Annotated in this window: 11 protein-coding genes and 2 tRNA genes; 3 read left to right on the top strand and 10 right to left on the bottom strand. The window is 68.0% G+C overall.

Annotated features, from left to right (window positions below; all coding sequences use genetic code 11):
- Positions 1-169 precede the first annotated feature (169 nt).
- The 7 genes from E3O49_RS06215 to serS form a co-directional block, all read right to left on the bottom strand.
- Positions 170-634, bottom strand: coding sequence for a VOC family protein (locus tag E3O49_RS06215; RefSeq protein WP_338144979.1), 465 nt, complete (start codon positions 632-634; stop codon positions 170-172).
- 22 nt (positions 635-656) lie between these two features.
- Entirely contained in the window at positions 657-944 is a 288-nt protein-coding gene (locus E3O49_RS06210) for a hypothetical protein (protein WP_134366969.1), read from the bottom strand.
- A 111-nt stretch (positions 945-1,055) separates the two neighbouring features.
- Positions 1,056-1,146 (bottom strand) — tRNA-Ser (locus E3O49_RS06205).
- Positions 1,147-1,233: 87 nt separating this feature from the next.
- Complete coding sequence (locus tag E3O49_RS06200) at positions 1,234-2,520, bottom strand: LCP family protein (protein ID WP_134366967.1); 1,287 nt, start codon at positions 2,518-2,520, stop codon at positions 1,234-1,236.
- Positions 2,521-2,559: 39 nt separating this feature from the next.
- A tRNA-Ser gene (locus tag E3O49_RS06195) sits at positions 2,560-2,644 on the bottom strand.
- A gap of 174 nt (positions 2,645-2,818) precedes the next feature.
- Positions 2,819-3,628: an HAD family hydrolase gene (locus E3O49_RS06190; protein ID WP_134366965.1), complete on the bottom strand. Its 810-nt coding sequence runs from the start codon at positions 3,626-3,628 to the stop codon at positions 2,819-2,821.
- Positions 3,625-4,896 (bottom strand): serine--tRNA ligase, encoded by a 1,272-nt coding sequence (serS, locus tag E3O49_RS06185; protein WP_134366963.1) that lies wholly within the window; start codon positions 4,894-4,896, stop codon positions 3,625-3,627. Before serS ends, E3O49_RS06190 begins: the two co-directional genes overlap by 4 nt.
- 49 nt (positions 4,897-4,945) lie before the next feature.
- Here serS and E3O49_RS06180 point away from each other — a divergent pair, with 49 nt between their 5' ends.
- Entirely contained in the window at positions 4,946-5,941 is a 996-nt protein-coding gene (locus E3O49_RS06180) for a diacylglycerol/lipid kinase family protein (protein ID WP_134366961.1), read from the top strand.
- On the opposite strand, the gene pheA is transcribed toward E3O49_RS06180, so the two are convergent.
- Positions 5,887-6,885, bottom strand: a complete 999-nt coding sequence (gene pheA / locus E3O49_RS06175) for a prephenate dehydratase (RefSeq protein ID WP_134366959.1) — start codon at positions 6,883-6,885, stop codon at positions 5,887-5,889. The two genes, E3O49_RS06180 and pheA, sit on opposite strands and share 55 nt — an antisense overlap.
- Before the next feature lie 36 nt (positions 6,886-6,921).
- On the opposite strand from pheA, the gene pgm reads away from it, so the two are divergent.
- On the top strand, positions 6,922-8,538 hold the full coding sequence (pgm, locus tag E3O49_RS06170) for a phosphoglucomutase (alpha-D-glucose-1,6-bisphosphate-dependent) (RefSeq protein ID WP_134366957.1): 1,617 nt from the start codon (positions 6,922-6,924) through the stop codon (positions 8,536-8,538).
- Positions 8,539-8,651: 113 nt separating this feature from the next.
- Here pgm and E3O49_RS06165 read toward each other — a convergent pair whose 3' ends face one another.
- Both E3O49_RS06165 and E3O49_RS06160 read right to left on the bottom strand, forming a co-directional pair.
- Positions 8,652-9,359, bottom strand: coding sequence for an amidase domain-containing protein (locus E3O49_RS06165; RefSeq protein WP_134366956.1), 708 nt, complete (start codon positions 9,357-9,359; stop codon positions 8,652-8,654).
- Between the two features lie 372 nt (positions 9,360-9,731).
- Positions 9,732-10,604 (bottom strand): M15 family metallopeptidase, encoded by an 873-nt coding sequence (locus E3O49_RS06160; protein WP_241978581.1) that lies wholly within the window; start codon positions 10,602-10,604, stop codon positions 9,732-9,734.
- A gap of 153 nt (positions 10,605-10,757) precedes the next feature.
- Here E3O49_RS06160 and E3O49_RS06155 point away from each other — a divergent pair, with 153 nt between their 5' ends.
- Entirely contained in the window at positions 10,758-12,536 is a 1,779-nt protein-coding gene (locus E3O49_RS06155) for an MDR family MFS transporter (protein WP_241978582.1), read from the top strand.
- The last annotated feature ends 232 nt before the right edge of the window (positions 12,537-12,768 follow it).

Genomic DNA, 12,768 nt, shown 5'->3' with positions numbered 1-12,768 from the left:
GGCCCGCACCTGGGTACCGGGCCAGGACCACCGCGCCCACCGGGCCAGCGGTGCCGGCCGCGGCAACCGGGCCAGGACCCGCGCCCACCCCCAGGCCACCGATTCCGCGCACTAGCCGAAACGGCTAGCCGGTCACGAGAGCCGAGGCATCGATGTCACGCGACTTCGATCAGACCGGAGCGGCCGGAGAATCGGCAGCGGCGCGGAGAGCCGCGATATCGAGGTTGCCCATCGGCAACATGGCCTGCATGACCCGGCTCGACCGCTCGGGATCGGGGTCGCCCAGCAACTCGACCAGAACCGGCGGCACGATCTGCCAGGAAAGCCCGAATTTGTCCTTGAGCCAGCCGCACCGGCCCGGTGAACCCCCCGCGGTCAGCTTCTCCCACAAATGGTCGATCTCGTCCTGGGTTTCGGCCCTCACGACGAAGGAGATCGCCTCGGTGAACGTGTACCGCGGTCCCCCGTTGAGCGCCTGGAACTCGAGCCCGTCGATCACGAAGGACACCGTCATCGCGGTGCCAGCCGGGGCGGGGGAACCCTCGGGATAGCGCACAACGCTCACGATCCGGGAATTTCTGAAGACCGAGACGTAGAAGGTGGCCGCCTCCTCAGCCTGATTGTCGAACCACAGGAACGGACTGATCGTCTACACGTCAGTGCCCCTTCTTCATTCCCAGTTCGTTGACCGCCTCATCCGGAGGCGTCGGCCTGGGATCCGCCGGGCAGTGCAGGACCGCGTTCGGACCCGAATGATCGATGGTGTGGTCGGCCATCGGCCGGCCGCACACGGGGCACGTGGCCTCGCCGACCCGCCGGACGACCGCATCGTATGGGCCCACCGGCGGCGGCCCCAAGGGACGTTTCAGTTTGGCGTCCATCCAGTCGATGAACCGCACGTAGCCGCCTGGATGGTGCCCACCGGAGGGCTTCTGCTCATTCATGCCGCCAGCGTACGCTCGGTCCGCCCCGATGAACAGAAAAAGCCCCGGATGCCCTCTGAACACTGGATCAGTGAACGAGGGATTCCGGGGACGGCTGCGGGCTCTCAAGTGCGGAGACGGTGGGATTTGAACCCACGGTACCCCGTGAAGGGTACTCCACCTTAGCAGGGTGGTGCACTAAGCCGTACTATGCGACGTCTCCTTGGTGTTCATTACAAACACACCTGAACAATCATAACCGTACTGACGGCATCCGCACGAACACACTGTGCGGATGCCGTTCACACGGCTACTGGTCTTCGAGCGTTCGCCCGACCGAACAGGTGTAGTCCCCGGCCGTCTGCCCGGTGGTCGAGTCTGACAGGACGGCGCCATCGGACGGATTCTTCGTCGCGGCCGGGTCCGGAACGGCACTCGGGTTCGTGGTGGCCGCGGGGTCGGCGGCCGCCGGGTCAGGCGTCGCCGCCACGGGAGCGTTCGGGTCCTGGGTCGCGCCGCCGCCGGTGGTACCGCCCAACTGGATCGGCTTGTCGGCCGCAACAGCCTCGAACAGGTTGTCGAAGTCGGATTGCAGGGGGATCACGCCGCCGTCGACGGTGCCGGTGGGAACCTGGACGAAGACAACCTTGTTCAGGTCGATGTCTTTCAGGGCCACCGCGATCGAGGCGAGCGTGGACACGTCGTTGAGGTTGGTCGAAAGCGTCATGTTCGCCGTCACGGCCTTGGCCAGCGAGTACACCTTGAGCGGGTCGGAGAGCGTCGACGCGCTCTTGATCGTGCGCACGAGCGAGGACATGAACACCTGCTGGTTGCTGATGCGGGTGAGGTCGCTGCCGTCGCCGACGCCGTGGCGGGTGCGCAGGAACTGGAGCGCATCCACGCCTTCCAGGGTGTGCATGCCGGCCTTGAGGAAGGTGCCGGTGTACTCGTCTTCGATGTCTTCCGCGACGCAGACCGGCACGCCGCCGACGGCCGTCGACATGGCCATGACGCCGCTGAACTGCACCTCGGCGGCGTAGGGGATGTTCAGGCCGGTGAGCTGCTCGACGGTGAGAACGGTGCAGGCCAGTCCGCCGTAGGTGAGCGTGGTGTTGATCTTCTGGCTGCCCATCGAATCGAAGGTGCCGCCGTCCGGGTTGGGGCATTCCGGGATCGGCACGTACATGTCCCGGGGAAAACTGATCACGGAGGCGTTGGAGTGGTCCGCGGAGATGTGCAGCAGCATGGTGACGTCGTTGAGGTCGCCGGTGGAGTCCTCGGGGCCGAATCGCGCATCCTGCCCCTTGCGGCTGTCGCTTCCGACGATGAGGAGGTTCACGCCGCCGGCGATCGCATCGATCTTCGGAGCGGGCCCGTCGGTCTCGCTGGCCAGTTTCACGCTCGGCTGCACACTGGCGGCGACGTCGTAGGTGGCGATGGCGGCGACGGAGACGCCGCTGACGAGGAGGACGGCCAGTGCCGCGGCGAGCACCTTGGCCACGGTGACGAACGGATTGGACCGGCGTAGGCGACCGTGCCGCGCGAGCGTCCGGATCTTCTTCGAACGCGTCGAGCGGGGGCGAAGTTGGTCGCTCACTCAGGTCCCTTCGTTAGTGCACCGTGCAGGATCGAGGTGCGGAGGGCGTGGGATTCGAACCCACGAGACATCTCTGCCCACCAGTTTTCAAGACTGGCTCCATCGGCCGCTCGGACAGCCCTCCCGTTCGCTGCCCAGCGGCGCCGATTGAACCTGCGCACGCTGACAAGCGAATACCGACCGATTCTAGCCGATTGGAGGTTCACCACTGTGCCAGAGGATGCTGGCAGCGCGCTGGACGCGGGCCGGAAGCGGTGCGGGGGCACGTTCCGGCATCCGTCGACACACTGCTGCGAACCTACAGGCTGCCGAGAATGACGGCGAGCCCGTCGTCCTGCACCGCGCCGGTGATCTCGCCGGCCGCCGTGAGCACTTCCTGCGGCGCCTGGCCCATGGCCACGCCTCGCCCGTGAACGGATGCCCATTCCAGCAGTTCGATGTCGTTGCGCCCGTCTCCGACCGCCATCACCCGGCTGCGCGGAATGCCGACCTCGGCGCGCACCCGTTCCATGGCGGTGGCCTTGTTCACCCCGTCGGGGGCGATGTCCAGCCACGCGGTCCAGCCGATCGCGTAGCTGACGCGGCTCAATCCCATCCGGTCGACGACCTGGAGGAAATCCTCCATGTCGTGGCCCGGCGAGATGACGACGACCCGGGTCGCGTCCTGGCGCAACAGGTCGTCGAAATCGACGTGTTCGCTGTCGAGCCCGATCGTGGCGTCCGGGAAGGCCTCGGTGTAGCGATAGAAACCGTGCTCGTCCTCGACGGCGTACCGGGCGCCGGTCAGGTGCGACCGGATGGAGAGGAGGACATCGGTTGGGTCGAAGGTTTCGACCCATTCGCGCCGGTATCCGGTCGGGGCGTCCGGGTCGCGGTGCAGGGTGATCGCACCGTTCGAGCAGACCACGAAGCGCGGGGTGATCTCGAGCCGGTCGAGCACGGGCAGCGTGGTCGCGGCCGAGCGGCCCGTCGCCAGCATGACCTCGTGGCCGGCCGCGGCGAGACGCTGCACCTGTTCGAGGACGCCATCGCTGATGGTTCCGTCCTCGTGCATGGTGGTGCCGTCGATGTCGAGCGCCACCAGCCAGGGCAGGTCCGTCCGGCTCATGGGGCGCCGACCGGCCGGATCACGTCGAGGCCGCCGAGCCAGGGCCGGAGCGCCTCCGGAACGATGACGGAACCGTCCGCCTGCTGGTGCGTCTCGAGAATGGCGACGATCCAGCGGGTGGTCGCCAGGGTGCCGTTCAGGGTGGCCACGGGCGCGGTCTTGCCCGACTCCGTGCGGTAACGGATGTCCAGACGGCGGGCCTGGTAGGTCGTGCAGTTGCTGGTGCTGGTCAGTTCGCGGTACGCGTTCTGGGTGGGAACCCAGGCCTCGATGTCGAACTTGCGGGCCGCACTCGAGCCGAGGTCGCCGGCCGCCACGTCGATGACGCGGTAGCTCAGGCCGAGGGACTGGAGCATGTCCTCCTGCAGCGCGACGAGGCGGTCGTGCTCCGCTTCTGCGTTCTCCGGCAGCACGTAGGTGAACATCTCCAGCTTGTTGAACTGGTGCACCCGGATGATCCCCCGGGTGTCCTTGCCGCCCGAGCCGGCCTCGCGGCGGTAGCAGGTGGACCAGCCGGCGTAGCGGAGGGGCTCACCGGCCAGGTCGAGGATCTCTTCGGAGTGGTAGCCGGCGAGCGCGACCTCGCTCGTGCCCGTGAGGTACAGCTCATCCGTCGGCAGGTAGTAGATCTCGTCGGCGTGCTCGCCGAGGAAGCCGGTGCCGTCCATGATCTCCGGCCGCACCAGGTTGGGGGTGATCAGGGGGATGAAACCGGCCGCGAGGGCCCGGTCGAGCGCCATGTTCATCAGGGCGATCTCGAGGCGGGCGCCGATGCCGCGCAGGAAGTAGAACCGTGACCCGGACACCTTGGCGCCGCGGGACATGTCGATGGCGCCGAGCAGTTCGCCCAGCTCGAGGTGGTCGCGCGGTTCGAAGTCGAAGATGGGCACGTCCCCGTGGGTGCGGAGCGTGACGAAGTTCTCTTCCCCGCCGGCCGGAACGCCGTCGATGATGGGGTTCGCGAGGGTGCGCACGACCGCGGTGAAACGGGCCTCGGCGGCGGACGCGGCGACCCCGGCGACTTTCACCTCGGCGGCCAGGCTCTGCGCCTGGGCGACGAGGGCCTTCTTCTCGGCGGCGGGCGCGGCGGCGACCTGCTTGCCGAACTGGTTCTGCGAGGCGCGGAGCGACTCGAACGCCTGGATCGTGGCCCGGCGTTCGCTGTCGGACGCGAGCGCGTCGTCGACGGCCTCGACCGACGCACCGCGCGCCTTCTGCGATCGCTTGATCAGGTCGGGATTCTCTCGCAGCAGCACAGGATCAATCACGGGGCCAGTCTACAAGCGCTGACCAGGCCGCCGCGCTAGCCTTGCCACCGTGGATACTCCCGGTCAGCCCCTTCTTGTGCAACAGGCTGCCGTGGTCTACAACCCGATCAAGGTCAATCTGGACCGGCTGCGGGCGAGCGTGGCCGCGGCAGAAACGACCGCGGGCTGGGCGGGGTCGCTCTGGTTTCCGACCAGCCCGGAGGATTCGGGCCGAGGGGCCGCCCTTCTGGCGATCGAGCAGGGAGCCTCCATGGTGCTCGTGGCCGGCGGCGACGGCACGGTTCGAGCGGCCGCCGAGGCACTGCGCGGCACCCGGGTGACCCTCGCCATCGTGCCGTCGGGCACCGGCAACCTGCTGGCCCGCAACCTGAGACTGCCGCTGTCCGGTCTTGACGAGGCCACCGCCATCGCGTTCACCGGGGTCGACAAGCCCATCGACGTGGGCGTGGCATCCGTCAGAACGGATGACGGCGTCACGGTCGACCACATCTTCCTCGTGATGACGGGGCTCGGCCTGGACGCCCAGATGATCGCCAACACCCGGCCCGATTTGAAGCGGAAGGTCGGCTGGCTGGCCTACGTGGATGCCGTCGCGCGGGTGCTGCCCACGGTCAAACCGTTCGGGATCCGGTACAGCCTGAACGGGCGACCGCATCGGCCGGCGCACGTCAGCATGATCCTGGTCGCCAACTGCGGCCTGCTGCCGGGGAACCTGCAGTTGCTGCCCGATGCGCGCATCGACGACGGCATCCTGGACATCGCGGTGCTGCAGCCCAAGGGCGTGCTCGGCTGGCTGGCGATCTGGCGCCGGGTGACCTGGGAGAACGGGGTGCTGCGGCGGTCGGCGGTGGGACGCCGGATCATCGAACGCACCGAATCGAACCGGGAGCGGGTGATGACCACGCTGCGCGGCGCCGACATCCGCATCGTGGTGGAGCAGCCGCAGGACTTCGAGATCGACGGCGAGTCCCTGGGCCCGGTGCGCTCGGTCTACCTGCGCGCGGACCCGGCATCCCTGATCGTGCGGCTGCCCGCCGGTTCCTGAGCCTCGCGGCCGGGCAGGCCGAGCAGCCCGCTCAGCCAGGCCCGGGCGCCGATGAACACGTCGTCGTCGTAGCGGGACGTGAACTCGATCGGCTGCTTGTCGGCGCGCGGATACGAACCGAGGAAGATCACCTGCGGGCTGAAGCGGCGCAGCCCCAGCAGGGCGTCGGCGACACGTTCGTCGTGGATGTGGCCGTCGGCGTCGATCACGAAGCGGTAACGCCCCATGGCGTCACCGATCGGGCGCGACTGGATCAGGCTTAGATTCACGCCCCGGGTGGCGAACTGCTCGAGCATCTCGAGCAGGGCGCCGGAACGGTCTTCGGGCAGTTCGACGATCAGGCTCGTCTTGTCGGCGCCCGTGCGGGGCGGCAGCGCGGTGGTTCGGCTGACCAGCACGAACCGCGTCACCGCGTTCGGGTTGTCGCCGATGCCCGCGGCCAGGACCACGACGTCATGGTGCTTCTCGATGCCGGGCGGGGCGATGGCGGCATCCGCCTGGTCGCTTATGAGCAGGGCCGAGGCGGCCGCCACGTTGCTGGAGGCCGGAATGTGGCCGTGGTGCGGCAGGTTCGTCTCTAGCCAGGTGTGACACTGGGCGTAGGCCACCGGATGCGCGTTGACGACCTGCACGTCGTCGAGCGTCGTCCCGGGACGCGCCACCAGGACGAAGTTGACCGGAACCAGGTACTCACCGATGATGCGCAGGTCGGGCACGCTCGCGAGGGCGTCCTGCGTGGCGGACACGCCGCCCTCGACCGAGTTCTCGATCGCGATCATCGCAGCCACGCTGCGGCCGGAGACGACGTCGGCGAGCGCTTCACCGACATTGTTCACGGCCCGCCAGGTCTGACCGCGGGCCGCGGTCACCTGAGCCAGGGCCGCCTCGGTGAAGGTGCCCGTGGGCCCGAGGAAGCTGTAGCTGACATTGCGCGTCTCGGACATGGCTCACAGCCTACTTGCAGTGCAAGACTGGGGACCATGAACCAACGAGCGGGAACCCCGGCCCAGGAATCTGATCTGATCGACGTCGATGCACTGGTGAAGGCGTACTACGACCTGAAACCGGATGTCACGGTGCCCGCCCAGCGGGTGGCGTTCGGCACCTCCGGTCACCGAGGCAGTTCGCTGAACACGGCCTTCAACGAAGACCACATCATCGCGACCACCCAGGCGATCGTGGAATACCGCGCGCTGCAGGGCATCACCGGGCCGCTCTTCATCGGCGCCGACCCGCACGCGCTCAGCGCCCCGGCCTACACGACGGCGCTCGAGGTGCTGGTGGCCAACGGAGTGCGCGTGCTCGTCGACGAATTCGATGACTACCTGCCCACCCCGGCACTCTCGCACGCGATCCTCGCCTACAACCGGGCCGGCAACAGCGACGAGGCCGACGGCATCGTGGTCACCCCCAGCCACAACCCGCCGTCCGACGGCGGCTTCAAGTACAACCCGCCGCACGGCGGACCGGCCGACAGCGACGCCACCTCGTGGATCGCCAACCGCGCGAACGAGATCATCCTGGACGAACTCGGCGATGTGCAGATGAGCGAGCCGAGCGCGGTCGAGACCTACGACTTCCGCAGCGCCTACGTGAACGACCTCGAGAACATCATCGACATGGCCGCGATCAAGGCCAGCGGGATCCGCATCGGCGCCGACCCGCTCGGCGGGGCGAGCGTGGGCTACTGGGGCGCCATCCGCGACCGCTACGAGCTCAACCTCACCGTGATCAACCCGCACGTGGATCCGACCTGGCGGTTCATGACCCTGGACTGGGACGAAAAGATCCGGATGGACCCGTCGAGCCAGTCGGTCATGGCCTCCGTCGCCGCGCACAAGGACGAGTACGACATCGTCACCGGCAACGACGCGGACGCCGACCGCCACGGGATCGTCACCCCGGACGACGGGCTGATGAACCCGAACCACTTCCTCGCGGTGGCCATCGACTACCTGTACAGCCACCGAGATGGCTGGCGTACGGACGCCGCCATCGGCAAGACCCTCGTGTCGTCGACCATGATCGATCGCGTCGCCGGGTTCCTGGGCCGCGACCTCTGGGAGGTGCCGGTCGGCTTCAAGTGGTTCGTTCCGGGCCTGATCGACGGGTCGGTCGCGTTCGGCGGCGAGGAGAGCGCGGGCGCCAGCTTCGTGCGCTTCGACGGAACCGTCTGGACTACCGACAAGGACGGCATCCTGCTCGCCCTGCTCGCCGCGGAGATCCTCGCGGTGACCGGCAAGACCCCGAGCCAGCGCTACGCCGAGCTCACCGCGCACTTCGGTGACCCGGCCTACGCCCGAGTGGATGCCGCGGCCACGCCGGCCCAGAAGGCCCAGCTCGGCAAGCTCGACGGCGAGGCGATCACCGCCGCCGAAGTCGCCGGCGAGAAGATCATCGCGAAGCTCAGCCACGCTCCCGGGAACGGGGCGGCCATCGGCGGCGTCAAGGTCGTCACCGAGAACGCCTGGTTCGCGGCCCGTCCGAGCGGCACCGAAGACGTCTACAAGATCTATGCCGAGTCCTTCAAGGGCCCGGAGCACCTCAAGCAGGTGCAGATCGAGGCCAAGGCCATCGTCGACGCCGCGATCGCGTAGCGCGCCTGTAGCGCCGTTCCGCGGGTGGCGCGCCACCCGCGGAACGGCGAAGGACCAGCGTGAGCCGTTGTCGAATCGGCAGTCGACTCCGGCAGCCGACTCAGCGGTCGGGCCTAGGGGATGCTCCAGTAGTACGCGGTGGCACCGGGATGCTTCACGGTGATCGCGTAGTCCACCGAGCGGAAGTCGGTGTCGTCGGTGTGGCCCGCGTAGAAGATCTCGATGTCCTCGCCCGAGCCCTCGATCCGGGTGACGACTCCGGTGTGGTCCCGGTCGCCGGAGTTGTCCCAGTCGAACTGCGCGACGTCACCGATCTTGACCAGGTCTCGCTGGTCATCCGTGAGCGCGGTTGCCCGCCCGGACTCCGCCAGGTAATTGCGGAAGGCCGTGGAGCTGATCCACGGCGACGAGTGCGTGAAGGATGAGCCCTTTCCGTCTGAGTACCACTCGTCGTCCATCTCCCAGCCGCGCTCGATCAGGGACTGGCTGGTGAAGTTGACGCAGTCGTTGTCGCTGATGACCCCGTAGTCCGCGGTGTTGTAGTTCGTCCAGTGGGCGAGCATGTAGGCCACCTGGGCCTGGGCGCCGGTGCTGACCGTGGCCGGGACATCCACGGCCACCGGGTCTCCACCGTCCGCCGGCACGGCGCGCGGCGCGCTTGTGGCCGCCGCCTCGGTGGGCGCTGCAACGGCCTTGCCCGGATCACCCGTCGACGAGGAAGCCGAAGGGTCCGCGGATCCCATCGCCGCCAGTGCCGCCGTGCCGGCGACAAGGCCGACGACCACGAGCACGACTACGCCGATGCGAAAGCGTCGGGTCAACACCACAGCTATCCTCTATTCGTTCGTTGGGGGCACCCCTTTTCCGGGGGGTCCTGGCTAATCAGAGTATTCGAGTCTCGGCGCGGCCGCAGCCGGCGCGGGCCCGGACTGCGCGCGCCTCCATGCTCCGAGAGGCAGGCGATGCGCTCCGGTCGTAGACGGGACTTCGGCGTGGGCCAGTGCCTCGTCGACCGGCTTGACGTGCGTATTCGCGGCCTGACCGGCATGGAAGGTGTGAATCCCGGCACAATCCCGGCGCTTCTGCGCTCTACCCGGGTCACGATTTCCGGCCGGTCGACCCGCGCGGTGAAGCACGCGCCTCACCTGTCAGAAAACTGTGCAAAGGCTCCGAAACCCCTGCATGGCGGCTGATCAGTTGTAGCCGGGCGCCGCGGGCAGGCCGAAGAGCTCCTCCAGCGTGGTCACCCCGCGGTCGTGCATCTCAGTCGCCAGTTCGACGCCGATGTAACGGAAGTGCCAGGGCTCGTAGCCGTAACCGGTCACCGGGACCTTGTCCGCCGGGTAGCGCAGCAGGAACCCGAATCGCCACGCGTTGCCCGCGAGCCACGTGCCGTGCGGGGTGTCGCCGAAGCAGGCCTCCAGAGAACAAATCCCGGGCAGTGCGCTGATGTCGATGGTCAGGCCGGTCTGGTGTTCGCTGGTTCCCGGCCGCGCCGTACTCGTGTCGGCGACGGCCTGGCCGTTCGAGGCCACGTCCTGGTTGTAGACGTCGACCTGGGTGCTGTAGCTCCGGTAGGAGCTCTGCGACTGAAGCTGCAGCCCGGTCTCCGCCGTGAAAGCCCCGAACAGGGCGACAACGGCATCCGAGGCCTCCCGGCGCAGCTTCGGTGCCCAGACATGGGGCACCGGCACGTCCACGAGGTCCGTCGGGGCGTAATCGGCCGGGTGAAGCGGCCGGGTCTTGTCCACGACGACCCACAGGCTGTTCGGGTCATCGATGGAGTGCGCGGACCGGTCGAAGGAGGGCGCCGCGGTGGGGTCAGGTGAGCCGGACGGGGCCGGGCGGGCGGGGTTCGGGCTCGCGGCGTTCGGGCTCGCGCTCGGGAACGTGGGGAGCGTCGGGGTCGGTGCGGGAGTCCCGCTCGGCGAGCGCGAGGAGCTCGATGCGGAGGTCGGTGAGGACGTCGGGACGGCGTGCGCGCTCGGTTCGAGGGCCGGTCCCCGGCCGGAGACGGCCCCGGCAGCCAGGGCGCCCGCGGCGAGCACGGCGACAACGGCGGTCACCGCAGCAATGCGCCTCCGTCGAAACGGATGCACCGCCCCCGGACGCACGTCTCCCACCACGATTGCGATCCTAGACCCGTGCGGTGAAGGGGCGTCTCCGACAGGCCCGAAGCCGGTTGAAGATTGTTTGCTCATGATGTAACTTTGCACACGATGCAAACTCCTCCCGCTCCCGTTGCCCCGCCACTGATGTCTCACCGGCAGATCCTCTTCGTCATCTTCGGCCTGATGGCCGGGATGTTCCTCTCCGCCCTCGACCAGACCATCGTGGGAACGTCGATGCGCACCATCGCCGACGACCTCGACGGCATGGCACTCCAGGCCTGGGTGACGACCGCGTACCTCATTGTGTCCTGCATCAGCACGCCGATCTACGGCAAACTCAGCGACATTTTCGGCCGCCGCCCGCTGTTCCTGATCGCGATCACGATCTTCCTGATCGGCTCGCTGCTGGCCGGCATGGCGAACTCGATGTACGAACTCGCCGTCTTCCGCGCCATCCAGGGCCTCGGCGCCGGTGGCCTGATGGCCCTCCCGCTCACGATCATGGGCGACATGCTCGCTCCCCGCGAGCGCGCAAAATACCAGGGCTACTTCCTGGCCGTCTTCGGTGTCTCCAGCGTGATCGGCCCACTCATCGGCGGCGTCCTGTCGGGCTCGGAGACCATCCTCGGCATCACCGGCTGGCGCTGGGTCTTCCTGATCAACCTCCCGATCGGCGTCATCGCCCTCTTCATCGTGCTCAAGTTCCTGCACGTCCCCCACTTCGCGCGCCCCGTGCGCATCGACTGGTGGGGCGCGGTGACCGTGATCCTCGCGGCCGCTCCCCTGCTGCTCGTGGCCGAGCAGGGCCGCACCTGGGGCTGGGGCTCGCCCGCCTCGATCGCCTGTTATGTGATCGGCACGCTCAGCATCGCGGCCTTCATCCTGGCCGAACGGATGATGGGCGACGACGCGCTCATCCCGCTGAAGCTGTTCAAGTCCGCGACCTTCTCGATGGCCACCGTGCTCGGCGTCTTCGTCGGGTTCGGCATGTTCGGCGCGATGATGACCGTGCCGCTGTACCTGCAGCTCGTCAACGGGGCCACTCCCACGGAGAGCGGCTTCCTGATGCTGCCGATGATCGCCGGGCTGATGATCTCCTCCATCGTCAGCGGCCAGCTGATCGCCCGCACCGGGCGCTACAAGATGTTCCCCACGATCGGCACCGCCTTCATGTCGGCCGGTTTCCTGCTCTTCACGTTCGCCACCGCCGACAAGCCGGTGGTGTTCATGATGGCCGGGATGCTCCTGATCGGACTGGGCCTCGGCCAGCTGATGCAGACGCTCACGATCGCCAGCCAGAACTCGGTCGGCCCGCGGGACATCGGCGTGGCCACCTCGGCCTCGACCTTCTTCCGCCAGATCGGTGGCACGCTCGGCACCGCCGTGCTGTTCTCCGTACTGTTCACGCGGATCCCCGACACGCTCGGTGCGGCGTTCGGCAACCCGACCCTGGTCGCCGGGGTCAAGGCCGCGGCGACGGACCCCGCTGTGCAGGCCGACCCGGCGAACGCCGGCATCCTGAAGCTTCTGGGCAACCCGGGCGGCGTCGGCGGCGCACTCGACGGCGACACCTCGTTCCTGAACACGGCCGACCCGCGGCTCGCGGAGCCGTTCCTGGTCGGGTTCAACGACGCCGCCGTCACGGTCTTCTGGGTGAGCCTGGCGGTGGTGCTGACCGCTTTCGTGCTCAGCTTCTTCCTCAAGGCTCCGCCGCTGCGCACGTCGTCGGCCCTGCAGGAGGCAGCGGACGAGAATGCCGCCGAACTGGCGGAACTCGCCGAACTGACCCGCGATGCCCAGCGCGCCGCCGACACGATGGGCGCCCTCGTCGAGCCCGGGATCGACGTCGACGAGTTCGAGCGAGAGTCGCGCCCGAAGCCCCGCTAGCGTCCTCACCAATTCGACGGAGATTTTGCTCCCACAAGGTCGTTTCGGGCCAAAAACGCCTGTTTTCAGCAGAATCTCCGTCGAATTCGCTCGGGGCGCCGGGGGTTTGGTCGGGGCCAGACGGCAGGGGCGGCACAGTGCCGCGGAAACTACTGGACGGCGGGAGTCGTGAGAGCGCTCTCATGAGGGAGAGGATGGAGGCCTCACCGGCCGGAGCATCCGCCGGGTTGAC

Origin of the sequence: Cryobacterium shii (genome assembly GCF_004402595.1) — a bacterium.
In the GTDB taxonomy this organism is placed as follows: Bacteria; Actinomycetota; Actinomycetes; order Actinomycetales; family Microbacteriaceae; genus Cryobacterium; species Cryobacterium shii.
The sequence above is the reverse complement of the archived record's forward strand: the minus strand, read 5'-3'. Positions and strand labels throughout refer to the sequence as shown.

Bases quoted from the DNA above. Each gene is read 5' to 3' on its own strand.
- E3O49_RS06210 (WP_134366969.1), bottom strand. From the start codon at position 944: ATGAATGAGCAGAAGCCCTCCGGTGGGCACCATCCAGGCGGCTACGTG.
- E3O49_RS06190 (WP_134366965.1), bottom strand. From the start codon at position 3,628: ATGAGCCGGACGGACCTGCCCTGGCTGGTGGCGCTCGACATCGACGGC.
- pheA (WP_134366959.1), bottom strand. From the start codon at position 6,885: ATGTCCGAGACGCGCAATGTCAGCTACAGCTTCCTCGGGCCCACGGGC.
- pgm (WP_134366957.1), top strand. From the start codon at position 6,922: ATGAACCAACGAGCGGGAACCCCGGCCCAGGAATCTGATCTGATCGAC.
- E3O49_RS06155 (WP_241978582.1), top strand. From the start codon at position 10,758: ATGCAAACTCCTCCCGCTCCCGTTGCCCCGCCACTGATGTCTCACCGG.